This is a genomic window from Crossiella sp. S99.2, assembly GCF_023094165.1.
Classification (GTDB): Bacteria; Actinomycetota; Actinomycetes; order Mycobacteriales; family Pseudonocardiaceae; genus Crossiella.
Genome location: NZ_JALMDK010000006.1, coordinates 314,639 through 329,690, shown reverse-complemented (window position 1 = coordinate 329,690; position 15,052 = coordinate 314,639). Strand labels below are relative to the sequence as shown.

Genomic DNA, 15,052 nt, shown 5'->3' with positions numbered 1-15,052 from the left:
GGGCTACAACACGGCCTATGCCGAAGTTTCTGCGGATCACCCAGGTCGTGGTGATCATCCAGGTCCTGCTCAACCTCGGGCTCAACGGCTTCGTGCTGGTCCTGCTCAGCCAGGAGAGCGACCGCGCCTGGGCCAGGAACAATCTGGCCCTGCAGGCCCTGATCCTGGTGGCCTCGATGCTGATCATGGTGCTGCTGCTGGTGAGCGCCCTCCGGTTCGGCCGCGGCGAGCCGTGGGCGCGCACCACCGCGCTGGCGGTGGAGTGGATCGTGGTCGGCGGGGCGCTGCTCAACCTGGCCGGCGGAGCGCTGCTCGGCCAGTTCACCCCACAGGCGCTGGTCCCGTTGGTCTTCGCGGTGCTGGTGCTGCAGGCCCTGCTCAAGCCGGAGGCCAGGGAGTCCTTCGCCAGGGAGCTGCGAGAATGGACGGGTGACCAGCGTCAGTGACACCCACCGCTCCGGCTTCGCCTGCTTCGTCGGCAGGCCCAACGCCGGCAAGTCCACCCTCACCAACGCACTGGTCGGCACCAAGGTCGCCATCACCTCCAGCCGCCCGCAGACCACCCGGCACACCATCCGCGGTGTGGTGCACCGGCCGGACGCGCAGCTGGTCATCGTGGACACCCCCGGCCTGCACCGCCCGCGCACCCTGCTCGGCCAGCGGCTCAACGACCTGGTCCGGGAGACCTGGTCGGAGGTCGACGTGGTCGGGCTGTGCGTGCCTGCCGACCAGCCGGTCGGGCCGGGTGACAAGTTCATCGCCGCCGAGCTGAAGAAGATCTCCAAGAACACCCCGGTGATCGGCATCGTCACCAAGACCGACCTGGTCAGCCAGGACATGGTGGGCCAGCAGCTGCTCGCGCTGCAGGAGATCATGGAGTTCACCGACCTGATCCCGGTCTCCGCGGTGGACGGCTTCCAGGTCGAGACGCTGACCCAGCTGCTGGTGGACCGCCTGCCGCGCGGCCCGCAGCTCTACCCCGACGGCGAGCTGACCGACGAGCCGGAGGCCACCCTGGTCGCCGAGCTGATCCGGGAGGCCGCCCTGGAAGGCGTGCGGGACGAGCTGCCGCACTCGATCGCGGTCACCGTCGAGGAGATGGTGCCGCACCCGGGCCGCACCGACATGATCGACGTGCACGCCGTGGTCTACCTGGAGCGGGACAGCCAGAAGGGGATCATGATCGGGCACAAGGGGGCCCGGTTGAAGCAGGTCGGCTCGACCGCGCGCAAGCACATCGAGAGCCTGCTCGGCACCAAGGTCTACCTGGACCTGCACGTCAAGATCGCCAAGGACTGGCAGCGGGACCCCAAGCAGCTCCGCCGCCTGGGATTCTGAGCTTGACACCCGGGCATGGGACGATGACCGGGTGAGCCTCTACCGCGACACCGGCGTGGTGCTGCGGGTGCAGAAGCTGGGCGAGGCGGACCGCATCGTCACGCTGCTGTCCCGCAGGCACGGCAAGGTGCGCGCGGTGGCCAAGGGCGTGCGCCGGATGACCTCCCGCTTCGGCGCCAGGGTGGAACCGTTCTGCCACATCGACGTGCAGCTCTACACCGGCCGCACGCTGGATGTGATCACCCAGGTGCAGACCCTGGACGCCTTCGGCGCCCCCATCGTCGGCGACTACCCGCGCTACACCGCGGGCTGCGCGGTGCTGGAGACCGCCGACCGGCTCACCGCCGAGGAGAACGCGCCGGCGCTGCGGCTGTATATGCTGGTGGTCGGCGCGTTGCGGGCACTGGCCGACAACAGCCGGGACGCGCCGCTGGTGCTGGATGCCTTCCTGTTGCGGGCCATGGGGTACGCCGGGTGGGCGCCCGCGCTCAGCGAGTGCGCGCGCTGCGGGGTGCCGGGTCCGCATCAGTCCTTCAGCGTGCAGGCCGGGGGCGCGGTGTGCCACCGCTGCCGCCCACCGGGGTCGACCAAACCGACCCAGGAGACCATCGGCCTGCTGGAGGCACTGCTGCACGGCGACTGGCCGGTCGCCGAGCAGGCCAGTCACTCCGCGCGGCGGGAGGGCAGCGGCCTGGTGGCCGCGCACCTCCAGTGGCATCTGGAGCGCCAGCTGCGTTCGCTACCGTTGGTGGAACGGAAGCGCTCGGCCGTGGTGCCCGAGCCACAGATCTAGTTGTTCTCACGATGAGGAGGAAGCCGACGATGCTGCGACGGCGGGTTGGACGCGCCGACACGAGCGTCCGGCCACCGGATCCGCATCCCTCCGGCGCGCGCCCGCCGGCGATCCCCGCCGACCTGGTGCCCAAGCACATCGCCGTGGTGATGGACGGCAACGGCCGCTGGGCCAAGGAGCGCGGGCTGCCGCGCACCGAGGGGCACAAGCGCGGCGAAGCGGTCGTGGTCGAGGTGGTCAAGGGCGCGATCGAGCTGGGTGTGAAATGGATCTCGCTGTACACCTTCTCCACCGAGAACTGGAAGCGCACCCCGGATGAGGTGCGGTTCCTGATGGGCTTCAGCCGGGACGTGATCCGCGACCGCACCGATGAGCTGGACGAGCTGGGTGTGCGCATCCGCTGGGCAGGCCGCCGCCCCAAGCTGTGGCGCAGCGTGATCAAGGAGCTGGAGGTCGCGCAGGAGCGCACCAAGGACAACTCCGTGATCAACCTGGCCATGTGCCTGAACTACGGCGGCCGCGCCGAGGTCGGCGACGCCGCCCGCGAGATCGCCCGCCTGGTCGCCGCCGGGAAGATCAACCCGGACAAGGTCGACGAGAAGATGCTGGCCCGGCACATGTACCAGCCGGAGATGCCGGACGTGGACCTGTTCATCCGCCCCAGCGGCGAGCAACGCACCAGCAACTTCCTGCTCTGGCAGTCCGCCTACGCCGAACTGGTCTTCCAGGACATCCTGTGGCCGGACTTCGACCGCCGCGACCTGTGGCGGGCCTGCGAGCAGTTCGCCATGCGCGACCGCCGGTACGGAGGGGCGCTGCCCAACCCCGTCACGGCAAAACCCGAGGAGTTCTCCCTGGAACACATCGACCCCATCCAGGCCGTGGGCATCGAACCCGTGACCGGAGGCACCCGGTGACCGAAGCGCTGACCACCGCGACCCTGCTGACCGCGGCCAGGGAAGCCCTGGAGATGTTCCACGACGTGCACGTCGACGACGACGGCGCGCTGACCTTCCGGCACGGCGAGGTCCCCTGCGCGGTGCAGGCCATGCAACTCTCCGAGGGCCTGACCGTGCTGAGCCTGACCTGCGTGGTCGCCTGGGACCTGCCCGACGACGAGAAACTGGCCGCCTCAGCCGCCGAACGCGCAGGCCAGGGCCTCTTCGGCACTCTGGGCGTGATCCGCACCGGCACCGGCATGGACGTCACCCTGCGCTACGCCTTCCCCGCCGAAGGCATGGGCGCCGCCCCCCTGAGCACCCTGCTCATGCTGGTCGTCTCCACCGCGTCCCAACTCCGCACCGAGTTGCTCGACGCCGCAGCCCAAACCAACCCCTAACCCCCGTCCCACAACGGCCAACACCCGGTACAAGAACGGCCAACACTCCGAACAGGTCTAACCCCTCCGCGAGTGTTGGCCGTTATGGACGGTGTGTTGGCCGTTGTTGTACGCCGCGTTGGCTGTTGTGGTCAGGGCAAGGTGAGTTCGCCGAACTCGGTGATCCATCGATGGTCGCCGTCCGGGCCATGTGCCTCGCCGGGACGCCGGACGCCGACCGCCTGCCAGCCCGCCTCGACCGCCGCGTCCAGTTCCGCGGTCACGTCGGAGAGGAACAGCGTGGCCGCCGCCGGCACGCCCAGTGCCTCGGTGATCCGCCGGTAGGAGGCGGCCTCGCGTTTGGGGCCCGCGGTGGTCAGGTCGAAGTGGCCGCTGAGGTGGCCGGACAGGTCGCCGTGGTCGCTGTGCCGGAACCAGTCCTGTTGCGCGGCCACCGAACCGGAGGAGTAGATGTGCAGGCCCAGCCCGGCTGCCTGCCAGCTCTTCAACGCCACCGGCACATCCGGGTAGACCTGTCCGCGCAGGTCACCGGCCTGGAAGCCGCTGTGCCAGATCAGGCCCTGGAGTTGTTTGAGCGGGCGGGCCTTCACGTCCTCGTCGATCCAGCCCACCAGGGTCGCGACCACCTCGGCTTCGGTCGCCTGGGGCCTGCCGAGTTCCGCGCGCACGCCCTCGACGACCTCGATCGCCTCGGGCGTGTCCCGGTGCCCGGCCAGCCAGTCGGCCACCCGGGCCCGCGCGTACGGGAAGAGCTGGTCGTGCACGGCGGCCAGTGGACTCGTGGTGCCCTCGATATCCAGGACCACCGCCTGCGCTGTGCTCACGCGGGTTCCGCCACCAGTTCGTCCAGGCGGGGGAACCTGGCCGCGATGGGGTCGCCGGTGAAGTCGCCCACCCAGCCGTCCTCCTCCTCGAAGAAGCGGATGGCCACGAAGTCGGGGGTGGGGCCCATGTCGAACCAGTGCGTGGTCCCGGCGGGCACCGACAACAGGTCGCCCGCCTCGCACACCACGGCGTACACCCGCTCGTTCAGGTGCAGGTAGAAGCAGCCCTGGCCGGCGACGAAGAAGCGGACCTCGTTCTCGGCGTGCCGGTGCTCGTCCAGGAAGGTGCCGCGGGCCTTGGCCGCGCGGGCCGGATAGGTTTCGTCCGCGGGATCGGGGCGCAGCGCGGCCACGTCGACCAGCCGGAACCCGCCCTTGGCCTTGAGGTCCTCGACCTCGGTGGCGTAGGCGGCCAGCACGGTGTCCTGATCGGCCTTGGCCGGCAGGTCCCTGGTCGCCCAGTTCTCGTACTCCACCCCCAGCTCGGCCAGCGTGGCCGCGATCTTCTCGCTGTCCCTGGTGCGCAACTCGACGGTGGTGGGCTCGGTTTCCGGCATGACCTGCAAGAGCGTCATGAGAACGCACGTCCTTTCAACAACAGCGACAACTGGCAGAGGGACTCCACGCATTCCATCCGGTTGCGGGCCTGCGCGTAGTCCGCACCCCAGGTGGTGAGCCCATGATGTTCGATCAGCAGCACCGGCGGCGCGTCCGGGTGCCCGATCAGGTACCGCTCCACCTCGGCGGCGATCCGCGGCACGTCGGCGTGGTTGGGGAACACCGGGATCGAGGTCGCGCTGGGATCGCGCAATCCCAGGCCCTTCAACAGTTCGAAGTCCCGGAAGTCCACTGTGGACAGTTCGGTGCGGTGACCGGCCAGGGTGGCCACCGCGGTGGCGTAGGGGGAGTGGGTGTGCACCACGGCCTCGGCCTTGGTGGCCCGGTAGATCGCGGTGTGGATGGTCGTCTCGGCCGAGGGCTTGGGCGCGTCGGCACGCACCGCGGCGGAGGTGTCCACCGCGACCAGCACCGTGTCGGACTCGGTCAGCGCGCCCTTGTCCCGTCCGCTGGCGGTGATCAGCGCGGTCTCCGCGGTCAGCCGCACCGAGATGTTGCCCGAGGTGCCGGGCAGCCAGCCCCGCTGGTACAGCTCGCGGGCGGCCGCGGCCAGCACCGCCCCGGGGCTCATCCGGACACCTCGGCGAGCGCGACCACCTTGTGCGGGGCCAGTTTCTCCGCATCGCCGGACCCGGACTCCACCAGCAGCACGCCGAACCCGGCCACCGTGCCGCCGCTGCCCCACACCAGTTCGGCGGCATCGCCGAGCCGGTCGCCGAGCACCTCGTCCACCACCAGCACCCTGGTGCCCGGCGCGACCGGGTTGCCCGGCAGCACCAGCGGCACCTCGGCGTGCCGGGCCAGCGCCGCACCCAGCAGCAACCCGCCGGAGGCCAGGCCGAGCACCGCGTCGAAGGAGCCGCGGAACTCCTCGGCCAGCGCGCCCGCGGTCGCCCCGAACAGCGCCGGGTCGGTGTACACGCCGGAGAGGTCCAAGCCCTCGCCGAGGGCCTCGGTGATCCGCCCGGCCAGCGCCGCGCCGTGATTGGGCCGCCACACCCGCCGCTCGGTGACCACCGCGCTGACCAGCTCGGCCGGGGTCACGTCGAAGGCCGGGTTGAACACGGCCACCCCGGCCGGGGCCACCGGCGTGCCACCGAAGGCGGTGACCTCCGCGGCGGCGCGCTCCTCGACCACGATCTCCGAGCCGTGCGCCAGCGTGTTGTCCACGGTGGACTCCGGCGCGACCACGATGAACGGGATCCGGTGCCGGGCCGCGGAGACCGCCAGCCCGTAGGTGCCGATCTTGTTGGCCACATCGCCGCGGGCGGTGATCCGGTCCGCGCCGACCAGCACCACATCGACCTGGCCCAGCGACATCGCCGCGGCGGCGGCCGAGTCGACCAGCAACCGGTGCGGGATGCCCTGTTCGGCCAGCTCCCACGCGGTCAGCCGGGCGCCCTGCAACAGCGGGCGGGTCTCGTCAACTAGGACCTCCTCGATCAGGCCGCGCCCGGCCAGATCGCTGATCGCGCCCAGCGCGGTGCCCCAGGCCGCGGTGGCCAGCCTGCCGGTGTTGCAGTGCGTGAGCACCCGCAGCGGCCGGTCCGGGGTCAGCGAGAGCACCAGGTCGGCGGCCAGCCGGGCGGCGGTGCGGTTGGCCGCCTCGTCCTCGGCCAGCATCATCGACGCCTCGGCCAGCACCGCCGGCGCGCCCTGCTCCAGCTTGGCCAGCGCCCGTCGCACGCCCCAGGCCAGGTTCACCGCGGTCGGCCGGGCCTTGGCCAGCCGCTCCGCGTCGGCGCGCACCACCGCCGGGTCGGTGTGCAGGTGCGCGGACAGCGCCACCCCGAACGCCCCGGCCAGGCCGATCGCGGGCGCCCCGCGCACGGCCAGCGTGGTGATCGCCTCGATCACCTCCTCGACCGTGGCCAGCCGCAACCACCGCAGCTCGTGCGGCAGCACCCGCTGGTCGATGGCCACGACCACGCCGTCGTCCCAGCCGAGTGTGTAGGTCATCCGCCACCCCAATCGATTCGCCGTGGTCCGGCTCGATCCCCCACGGTATTCACCCGCGCCAGACCCCAGGGAGACCGTCCCAGCACCTGGGCCCCGATGGGCGCAACGCGGTAGCCCGGATGGCTGCCTCTCGGCAACGGTTATCAATTCGCCCAATCGCATGGCAGCATGACTCCCGTGAGCACCGTTGCGACTGAGACGGCCGAGCCCACCGGGCACAAGCCACGGGGCCGGGGCATCACCTCGCTGGAAATCCTCTGCGGGGTCCTGCTGCTGGCCATCGTGTTCCAGGGGCAGATCGCCGCCCTGCTGACCGACGAGCGGATCCGCACCGCCTCCACGGTGTTCATCTCCGTCTGCATCCAGGCCATGCCGTTCCTGGTGCTGGGGGTGCTGATCAGCGGCGCGATCGCGGCCTTCGTCTCCCCGGAGCGGCTGCGCAGGCTGCTGCCCGGCAACCAGGCGCTCGCGGTGCCGGTGGCCGGACTGGCCGGGGTGGCGCTGCCCGGCTGCGAGTGCAGTGCGGTGCCGGTCTCCGGCAGGCTGATGCAGCAGGGCGTGCGGCCCGCGGTCGCGCTGACCTTCCTGCTGGCCGCGCCCGCGGTGAACCCGATCGTGCTCGGCTCCACCGCCGTCGCCTTCCAGGGCGAACCGCTGATGGTGGTGGCCCGCTTCGTCGGCTCGCTGGCCACCGCGCTGGTCATGGGCTGGCTGTGGGTGCGCATCGGCAAGACCGAGTGGATCGCCGAACGCGCGCTGCGCCGCTACGAACGCCCGGCCGGGACCTCCCGCTGGGGCGTCTTCGCCGAGACCGCCCGGCACGACCTGGTCGAAGCCGGTGGCTTCCTGGTCATCGGCGGCATCATCGCCGCGGTGCTCAAGGTCACCGCGGCCGACTTCTTCAACTCGCTCTCCGGCCAGATCGTGCTCGGCGTGCTGGTGATGGCGGTGGCCGCGGTGGTCATGGCGCTGTGCAGCGAGGCCGACGCGCTGGTCGCGGCCAGCATGTCCGCGCTGCCGCTGCTGCCCAGGCTGGTGTTCCTGGTGGTCGGGCCCGCGGTCGACGTCAAGCTGATCGCGCTGCAGGCCGGTACCTTCGGTCGCAAGTTCGTCGTGCGGTTCGCGCCGCTGACCTTCCTGGTGGCGATCCTGTGCGGGGTCGGCGCCTTCCTGCTCGTCTTCGGTGAGGTGCGCTGATGCGACGCGAGACGCAGAACGTCCTGCTGGTGCTGCTCGGCGGCGCCCTGCTGAAGATCGCGCTCAACGGCCAGTACCTGCGCTACGTCAAACCCTCGTTCCTGCCGTTCCTGATCGCCGCCGCGGTGGTCATGCTGGGCCTGGCCTTCGTGGCCATCGCCCAGGACATCATCCGCATGCGGCACAAGGACAAGCCGGTGCCGGTGCCGGTCCCGGTCTGTGCCGAGGGCGCTGAACCCGCGGCGGCCGACCACGATCACGGGCACGATCACGGCAAATCACGCAGTCCCTGGTTCCTGCTGCTGCCGGTGCTGACCATCTTCCTGATCGCCCCGCCCGCCCTCGGCGCGGCCTCGGTCAATCCGAACGACACCCGCACCGTCACCGAACCCGCCAAACGCAACGGCAGCGCCAACTTCGAGCCGCTGCCCGCGGGCCCGGTGATCCCGATGAAGATGACCGACTTCCTCACCAGGGTGGTGTGGGACGACTCGGGCACGCTCAACGGGCGCGAGGTCCGGCTCACCGGGTTCATGTACCGGGACAAGGGCGTCAGCTACCTGACCCGGATGGTGATCGGCTGCTGCGCGGCCGACGCCCAGCCGATGAAGGTCCGCCTGGACGGCCCGCGCGCGGGCGAGGTCAAGGAGATCCCGATGGACTCCTGGCTGGAGCTGACCGGCAAGGTGCAACCCGGCACGGCCACCGAGGCCAACGCCTACACCCCCGCTTTCGACGTGAGCGAGATCAAGCCGATCCCCGCCCCCGCCGAACAGTACGAATCCTGACCTGAAAGGACCCCGCATGCGGGTGACCCTGCGCCGTTCGGCGGCCATCGCCGCTGTGCTGGCCCTCGTTGTCGTGGCCAGCCCGGCCGCGACCGCCGCGCCCGCCCCCGAGACCCCCGGCGGCGTCGCCGGGGTGACCGTGCCCAGCCTGAGCTGGCAGGACTGCGGCACCGGCGACGGTTTCCAGTGCGCCACCGCCCAGGTGCCACTGGACTACCGCAACCTCTCCGCCGGCACCCTGTCCCTCGCCCTGGCGCGCCGCCCGGCGAGCAAGCCGGACCAGCGGATCGGTTCGCTGCTGGTCAACCCCGGCGGCCCCGGCGGCTCGGGGGTCGACTTCGCCCGCGGCGTGGTCGGGGAGCTGCCCGCGGCGGTGGCCGAACGCTTCGACGTGGTCGGCTTCGACCCGCGCGGTGTCGGCCGCAGCTCCGCGCTGGCCTGCCTGGACCCCGAGCAGACCCGCGCGGCCTTCGCCCGGATGACCGCCACCCGCCGCCCAGGCGACTTCGAGCGCGGTCAGGCCTTCGCCGCCGAGTTCCACGCCGGCTGCCAGGCCCGCAGTGGGGCGCTGCTGCCGTACGTGGGCACCGAGTACGTGGCCCGCGACATCGACGTGCTGCGTGCCGCCCTGGGCGATGCCAAGCTCAACTACTACGGCGTCTCCTTCGGCACCTACATCGGCACCGTCTACGCCAACCTGTTCCCGAAGAACTTCCGGGTGCTGGCCCTGGACGGCGGCTACGACCCGGAGTCCTACGCCAACGACCCGTACCGCTACGACCTGGGTCAGTACCGCGCCACCGAGGCCGCCTTCAACCGCTTCCTGGACTGGTGCGCGAACACCCCGGACAAGTGCAAGTTCGGCAACGGAAATCCCGGCCAGGCCTTCGACAAACTGGTCGCCGACCTGGACCGTGAACCGGTCAAGGACGCCGACGGCAAGGTGACCGCCAACGGCGCCAGCCTGGCCTACCGGATCATCTTCGCGGTCAACGGCGGCAGCCCCAGCTGGCCCGCACTGGGCGCCCAGCTCGCCGAGGCGCAGACCCGCACCGGCAGACTGGTGCGCCCCATCGCCGCCAACGCCGCGTTCTTCGCCGCCAACACCGCGGTGGAATGCGCCGACCGCGTCTACCCCAAGAGCACCCACCAGCTGCGCGCCCGCCTGGCCATCGCCGCCGCGGTCGCTCCGCGGCTGGGCCCGGTCGCCGCCTACGGCACCCCCGGTTACGACCATTCACACGCCGCGGTCTGCCAGCAGTGGCCGGCCAAGCAGGCCAGCCGCTACGCCGGTCCGTGGTCGGCGAAGGGTTCGGACCCGATCCTGGTCATCGGCACCACCGGCGACCCGGACACCCCGTACCAGGACTCGGTGGCGCTGTCCCGGACGCTGCGCAACGCGCGCCTGCTCACCTTCGTCGGCGAGGGCCACAGCGGCCTGAGCAACAGCGCCTGCGCCCGGCAGGCCACCGCGGACTACCTGGTGAGCAAGACCCTCCCGGCCCGCGGCGCCCGCTGCGAGGACGACCCGAAGCCCGCCTAGTCAGCAGATCGGGCCGTGCCCGGGACAGCACAGTCCCGGGCACGGCCCGCCTGGTCAGCACGCTCGGCCTGGCACAACGCCCGGCCCGTCGATCCCCTGGCCCGGGGTGGGCGAGTCAGCCCCTGGTGCAGTCGGCGCAGGTGCCGAAGATCTCCACGGTGTGGCTGACCTCGCCGAACCCGTGTTCGGCCGCCACCCGCTCGGTCCACTTCTCCACATCCGGCCCCTCCACCTCCACTGTGCGGCCGCAGCGGCGGCACACCAGGTGGTGATGGTGGTGCTGGGAACAACGCCGGTAGATCGCCTCGCCCGAGTCGGTGCGCAGCACGTCCAGCTCGCCGACCTCGGCCAGGCTCTGCAACGTGCGGTAGACCGTGGTCAGCCCGATGCCCTCACCGCGCCGCCGCAGCTCCTCGTGGATCTCCTGGGCCGACCGGAACTCATCCACCTGGTCCAGCAGCTTCGACACCGCGGCCCGCTGCCGGGTCGAGCGCAGTCCGGGCACCGCGGCCGGTCGTTCGCTCACTGTCACTGCCCCTCCTCGACGTGCGCGACCGCGTCCACCACGATGTGCGAGAGATGCTCGTCCACCAGGCGGTACACCACTTCCCGGCCGTGCCGCTCGCCACGTACGACCCCGGCGGACTTGAGCACCCGCAGGTGCTGACTGATCAACGGCTGGGCCACGCCCAGAGCGTCGACCAGCTCGTGCACACACCGTTCCGAGGCCCGCAGCTGCAACACGATGGCGATCCGGACCGGCGCGGCCAGCGCGCGCAGCAGGTCACCGGCCATGGCCAGCACGTCACCCGAACGTTGCGGGGCGGGCGGCACCGGCGCACGGTCGGGGGAGTGCACATGGTCATCGGCCAGCGGCGCGATCTCCCTGTTCACGATGTGCGCTCCTCTCACCGCCCGGCGCCGGGGCACGCAGCTACGTGCCCGTGAACGACCGAGGCTACCCGTCATCCTAGGCAACCCGGTTACCGATCAGTTCGCCACACCTAGCGGAAAAGCGAAACGATCACCCCAACCAGGATGGCCAGCACCACGATCCGCAACACCCGATCCGGCGTCCGCAACCGGGGCCAGGTGCTGACCACCATGGCCAGCACGAACAACCCCAGCGCGGCCAGCAACACCGCCCCGAGCACCCCGCCGACGATGACTCCCGCCGCGAACACCGCCGCCGCCACCAGGAACACCACTGGCGGCGGCACGGACCTACGCGGCCGGGATTCGCCCGGCGCCGACCTGTGCGGCCCGGCGCCGGAGGACCGGCCAGGCTGAGACTGCGACCCGCTCACAGTTCTTTCCTACACCCAGCCCGCCGGCGGCTCACCGGCGGCGTCTACGGTCCCTGGTGTGCTGCTCGTCTGCCGGTTCGCCGTGCCCGAGGCCGAGGTCGAGGACTTCCTGGCCAGGGCCAGACATGCCCTGGAACTGCTCACCGCGGGCCCGCACTGCCGCCGCGGCAGGCTGAGCCGGGCCACCGACGAAGCGGACCGCTGGGTGCTGATCGCCGAATTCGACTCGGTCCCCGCCTACCGCAAGGCACTGTCCCCGTTCGAGGTCCGCGAACACGTCATCCCCCTGCTCTCCCAGGCGTTGGCGGACGAACCAGCGGCCTACGAGGAGCTGTGGGACGTCACCGGCGGCATCGCGCAACGCCGCGACAGCCTGGTCGCCAAGGACGCCGGCACAGTCCGCCTGGGCGAGGCAGGCGGCCCGGCAACCCCCCGCCACTAACCCCGCCTCGCCCTGGCCCGCCGCTGGACCCCGCCCACCCCCTCTGCGCGGCCGCGGCTCAGGCCGCGTGGTCGCAGGTCGCGCAGGAGCAGTCCGCGCACGTGCAGTTGGCGCAGGCGTCCGAACAACCCGCGCAGTCGCACCGGGCGTGGTTGCAGGTCGCGCAGCTGCAGTCGGCGCACTGGCACAGCGCGCAGGAGTCCGTGCAGTTCGCGCACTGGCACCGCGCGCACTCGTCGTAGTGCACCCCGTCCTCGGTCCGGTGCTCCCGGTGCACGTGCCCGTCGTGCAGGTAGTCGACGTGGTCGCCGTGCACCACCGCGTCGTGCCCGCAACCGGGACCGTGGGTGTGCCGGTGCGTTTCGGCGGGCCGGTGCTCAAGGGTGCTGGTCATGGTGTGTCGCCTTTCTGGACTCGATGACCAACCGATACTCATATGCGCACCTGTGCATTGCTCGCTCAGTGGTCGGCTCTGCCCTGAAAGGGTGAACTTGCCCCTTTTTTCACAAGCCCTTCCTTAGTGCTGAGCACCTCTGGCACAGTGCTCAACACACCTCTGATGGGTGATTCTCATGGGGGAGCGCGCATGCCCGTCCGACCGCCCTGCCCAGGGACCCGCCCGGTCATCAGCCACGCCGCCACCGGCGTCGCCATGCTCGTGACCGCCACCGCGCTGCTGCTGGCCACTCCCGGCGCCGCCCTCGCGGACCCGGTTGACGAACACACCGGCCCCCTCGCGCACGCCCTGGTCCTGGCCGGACAGGGCGCGGCCCTCACCCCGTCCCCGTCGCTGAGCAAGCTGCTGCGCTCCCCGCTCAACCCCGGCGACACCGTCGAGGCCGGCGACCGCCTCAGCCTGCCGGACCCCCAGACCGAGGGCCGCTTCCGCCTGGGCGCGGGCACCGCCGCCGCGCACAAGGACACCCCGCCACCAGGCGTGCCAGCGGGCCAGGCCCGCTACCGCGCCGAAGCCACCCTCCGCGCCAACCACGCCCCCACCGCCAAGATCACCGGCGACCTGGGCGTCACCGCCACCGACCACGGCCAGCTGGTCTACCTGCAGAACGCCGTCACCGAGGCGAGCTGCGCCACCCCGACCACCCTGACCAGCACCACCACCGCCGACGGCCTGTGGCTGCGCTACGCCGACGGCCAGCTCCGCAAAGTCAACCTCCCCACCGGCGCCGAGCCTCTCACCAGCCCCAACGTGCCCACCGGCCGCAGCACCGACGGGGGCGAGATCGTCTCCGACATCACCATCCGCCGCGTCACCAAGCTCAGCGACCTGGTCACCCAGACCGCCCTCGCCAGCCGGGGCGTGGAGGCCGTCGCGGGCTGGCGGGTCGACGTCCTCGACTACCGCGCCCCAGACGGCAAACTCCCCACTGACGGCACTGACGGCACCGGCGGTGGCAGCGTGCCCAGCGGCAACGCCTCCTCCGGCAACGCCTCCTCCGGTGGCAACACCCCCGGCGACGGCAAGGGCGCCCCCGGCAGCACCCCCGGCGACGGCAAGGGCGCCCATGGCGGCGACCCCGCGGACGGCAAGGGCCCCGTCCTGGCCGACCACACCTTCGTTCTGGGCGCCGCCCTGTGCACCACCGCCAAGGACTTCACCCCCAAGCCCGACCCCACCGCGACCACCACCAGCACCCCCACCGTCCCGGTCAAGATCCCGGCAGGCCCCCAGGCCAACCCCGCCGACCACCCCGGCCAGCACCCCCAGGCCAGCCCCGGCGCCACCACCAGCACCGGCCCGGACACCCTCCCCCTGGCTCTACTCGGCCTGGCTCTGCTCACCACCACCGGCGCCGCCGTGATCCTGCGCCGCCGCGCCACCCCCGCTCTCGCCCGCCGCCAACACGCCACCAGCGTCCGCCGCGGCCACGAGGACTGACCCAGATGTGGTCGGGATCGGACCCCGAGCCGGGCCTCCCCCCGACCCACCCGCCAGGCGAGGAGAAGCCCACCCCGCCAACTCAAGCCGCCACTTCGCCCTCGACGACCAGCGCATCAGCGACCACCAGCACGTCGGCGACCGGCACATCAGCGACGACCAACACGTCGGCGGCCGGCACGTCAGCGACCACCAGCCAGCCAGCGACGACCGGCGCGTCAGCGACCAGCAACACGTCGTTGAACGTCGCCCCGGCAGACGCCGCACCGGCCACCCCGGTGGCGCCCGCCACGAACCTCGAGCCCGCCAACGGGGAGAAGTCGCGGCCTCCTCGCAGGCGACTCGTGATCGGTGCGGTCGTGCTCACGGCACTCGCCGTGGGCGCGACCGTCGCCTTCGCCGCCGCCTTCAGGGGGCCCACCCCCCACCCCCTCCCCACCGCCCCCGCTCCGGATCTTGTGCTGCCGCTGGCGACGTCGCGGAGCAGCACACCGCCGGGGACCGCCAGCAGCGCGCCGATGACGGTCACCACGCCGCCGCCGGGGCAACGGCCGGGCACCATCCGGCTCGCCGCCGGCGGCAGCGCGCGGCTGGTGCGCCGGGAGATCACTCCCGACGGCACCCTGCCCATCCCGGACAGCCTCGACGAGGCCGCCTGGTGGGGCGTCGGCCTGGGCGCGCCGAACGGGGCCGCGGTGCTGTCCGGCCACGTCAACTGGCGTGGCCGCACCGGACCATTCGACGAGCTGTGGCGCGCCGAGCGCGGTCAGCCGGTGACGATCGCCGACGCCGCGGGCCTGCGCTGGACCTACCGCGTCACCGAGATCCTCACCCTGCACAAGGACGAACTGCCCCGGCACGCCGAACGGCTGTTCAACGCGCGCGGACCGCACCGGGTCGTGCTCGTCACCTGTGGCGGGGACTTCGTCGGCGGCACCGACGGCTACCGCGACAATCGCATCGTGGTGGCCGAACCCGTGTCGCCACAGGCACACCTCAACTGAGCC

At 71.7% G+C, this 15,052-nt stretch carries 19 protein-coding genes and 1 pseudogene; 11 read left to right on the top strand and 9 right to left on the bottom strand.

Annotation, left to right across the window (positions count from 1 at the left end; translation table 11 throughout):
* Window positions 1-17 precede the first annotated feature (17 nt).
* From MZC64_RS24630 to MZC64_RS24610, 5 genes are read left to right on the top strand one after another with little or no spacing between them, the layout of a single operon-like run.
* Entirely contained in the window at window positions 18-446 is a 429-nt protein-coding gene (locus MZC64_RS24630) for a hypothetical protein (protein ID WP_247759500.1), read from the top strand.
* Window positions 430-1,338 (top strand): GTPase Era, encoded by a 909-nt coding sequence (era, locus tag MZC64_RS24625; RefSeq protein ID WP_247759501.1) that lies wholly within the window; start codon window positions 430-432, stop codon window positions 1,336-1,338. The genes MZC64_RS24630 and era overlap by 17 nt, the downstream gene beginning before the upstream one ends.
* A 31-nt stretch (window positions 1,339-1,369) precedes the next feature.
* Window positions 1,370-2,131: a DNA repair protein RecO gene (gene recO, locus MZC64_RS24620; RefSeq protein WP_247759502.1), complete on the top strand. Its 762-nt coding sequence runs from the start codon at window positions 1,370-1,372 to the stop codon at window positions 2,129-2,131.
* 29 nt (window positions 2,132-2,160) lie between these two features.
* A complete protein-coding gene (locus tag MZC64_RS24615) occupies window positions 2,161-3,048 on the top strand; it encodes an isoprenyl transferase (protein WP_247759503.1) in 888 nt (295 codons plus the stop codon).
* Window positions 3,045-3,470 (top strand): YbjN domain-containing protein, encoded by a 426-nt coding sequence (locus tag MZC64_RS24610; protein ID WP_312987121.1) that lies wholly within the window; start codon window positions 3,045-3,047, stop codon window positions 3,468-3,470. The genes MZC64_RS24615 and MZC64_RS24610 overlap by 4 nt, the downstream gene beginning before the upstream one ends.
* A gap of 131 nt (window positions 3,471-3,601) precedes the next feature.
* Here MZC64_RS24610 and mtnC read toward each other — a convergent pair whose 3' ends face one another.
* The 4 genes and pseudogenes from mtnC to mtnA all read right to left on the bottom strand — a co-directional run.
* Entirely contained in the window at window positions 3,602-4,294 is a 693-nt protein-coding gene (gene mtnC, locus MZC64_RS24605) for an acireductone synthase (protein ID WP_247759504.1), read from the bottom strand.
* Window positions 4,291-4,869, bottom strand: a complete 579-nt coding sequence (locus MZC64_RS24600) for an acireductone dioxygenase (RefSeq protein ID WP_247759505.1) — start codon at window positions 4,867-4,869, stop codon at window positions 4,291-4,293. The genes mtnC and MZC64_RS24600 overlap by 4 nt, the downstream gene beginning before the upstream one ends.
* Entirely contained in the window at window positions 4,866-5,483 is a 618-nt protein-coding gene (gene mtnB, locus MZC64_RS24595) for a methylthioribulose 1-phosphate dehydratase (RefSeq protein WP_247759506.1), read from the bottom strand. Before mtnB ends, MZC64_RS24600 begins: the two co-directional genes overlap by 4 nt.
* 404 nt (window positions 5,484-5,887) lie before the next feature.
* A pseudogene (mtnA, locus tag MZC64_RS24590) lies at window positions 5,888-6,871 on the bottom strand (S-methyl-5-thioribose-1-phosphate isomerase); the annotation flags it as partial.
* A gap of 168 nt (window positions 6,872-7,039) precedes the next feature.
* On the opposite strand from mtnA, the gene MZC64_RS24585 reads away from it, so the two are divergent.
* Genes MZC64_RS24585 through MZC64_RS24575 form a run of 3 tightly spaced genes read left to right on the top strand, consistent with a single transcriptional unit; the run spans window position 7,040 to window position 10,399 of the window.
* Complete coding sequence (locus MZC64_RS24585; protein ID WP_374205788.1) at window positions 7,040-8,068, top strand: permease; 1,029 nt, start codon at window positions 7,040-7,042, stop codon at window positions 8,066-8,068.
* Window positions 8,068-8,856 carry a TIGR03943 family protein gene (locus MZC64_RS24580; protein WP_247759508.1) on the top strand — a complete coding sequence of 263 codons (789 nt, stop codon included), beginning with the start codon at window positions 8,068-8,070 and terminating at the stop codon, window positions 8,854-8,856. Before MZC64_RS24585 ends, MZC64_RS24580 begins: the two co-directional genes overlap by 1 nt.
* Window positions 8,857-8,872: 16 nt before the next feature.
* Window positions 8,873-10,399: an alpha/beta hydrolase gene (locus tag MZC64_RS24575; protein ID WP_247759509.1), complete on the top strand. Its 1,527-nt coding sequence runs from the start codon at window positions 8,873-8,875 to the stop codon at window positions 10,397-10,399.
* A 115-nt stretch (window positions 10,400-10,514) separates the two neighbouring features.
* Here the strand turns inward: MZC64_RS24575 and MZC64_RS24570 are convergent, their stop codons facing one another.
* The 3 genes from MZC64_RS24570 to MZC64_RS24560 form a co-directional block, all read right to left on the bottom strand.
* Window positions 10,515-10,931: a Fur family transcriptional regulator gene (locus MZC64_RS24570; RefSeq protein WP_185002249.1), complete on the bottom strand. Its 417-nt coding sequence runs from the start codon at window positions 10,929-10,931 to the stop codon at window positions 10,515-10,517.
* The gene (locus tag MZC64_RS24565) at window positions 10,928-11,272 is read right to left on the bottom strand and encodes a metalloregulator ArsR/SmtB family transcription factor (protein ID WP_246493137.1); all 345 of its coding nucleotides are present in this window, start codon (window positions 11,270-11,272) and stop codon (window positions 10,928-10,930) included. Before MZC64_RS24565 ends, MZC64_RS24570 begins: the two co-directional genes overlap by 4 nt.
* A 131-nt stretch (window positions 11,273-11,403) precedes the next feature.
* A complete protein-coding gene (locus tag MZC64_RS24560; protein ID WP_247759510.1) occupies window positions 11,404-11,619 on the bottom strand; it encodes a DUF6703 family protein in 216 nt (71 codons plus the stop codon).
* Between the two features lie 145 nt (window positions 11,620-11,764).
* On the opposite strand from MZC64_RS24560, the gene MZC64_RS24555 reads away from it, so the two are divergent.
* The gene (locus tag MZC64_RS24555) at window positions 11,765-12,148 is read left to right on the top strand and encodes an antibiotic biosynthesis monooxygenase family protein (protein WP_247759511.1); all 384 of its coding nucleotides are present in this window, start codon (window positions 11,765-11,767) and stop codon (window positions 12,146-12,148) included.
* Window positions 12,149-12,206: 58 nt separating this feature from the next.
* Here MZC64_RS24555 and MZC64_RS24550 read toward each other — a convergent pair whose 3' ends face one another.
* Entirely contained in the window at window positions 12,207-12,542 is a 336-nt protein-coding gene (locus MZC64_RS24550) for a hypothetical protein (RefSeq protein ID WP_247759512.1), read from the bottom strand.
* Between the two features lie 192 nt (window positions 12,543-12,734).
* Here MZC64_RS24550 and MZC64_RS24545 point away from each other — a divergent pair, with 192 nt between their 5' ends.
* Window positions 12,735-14,045: a hypothetical protein gene (locus MZC64_RS24545; protein WP_247759513.1), complete on the top strand. Its 1,311-nt coding sequence runs from the start codon at window positions 12,735-12,737 to the stop codon at window positions 14,043-14,045.
* A gap of 82 nt (window positions 14,046-14,127) precedes the next feature.
* Here the strand turns inward: MZC64_RS24545 and MZC64_RS49160 are convergent, their stop codons facing one another.
* Window positions 14,128-14,574 (bottom strand): hypothetical protein, encoded by a 447-nt coding sequence (locus MZC64_RS49160; RefSeq protein WP_282105798.1) that lies wholly within the window; start codon window positions 14,572-14,574, stop codon window positions 14,128-14,130.
* Here MZC64_RS49160 and MZC64_RS24535 point away from each other — a divergent pair.
* On the top strand, window positions 14,564-15,049 hold the full coding sequence (locus tag MZC64_RS24535) for a class F sortase (protein WP_374205787.1): 486 nt from the start codon (window positions 14,564-14,566) through the stop codon (window positions 15,047-15,049). The two genes, MZC64_RS49160 and MZC64_RS24535, sit on opposite strands and share 11 nt — an antisense overlap.
* Window positions 15,050-15,052: the final 3 nt, after the last annotated feature.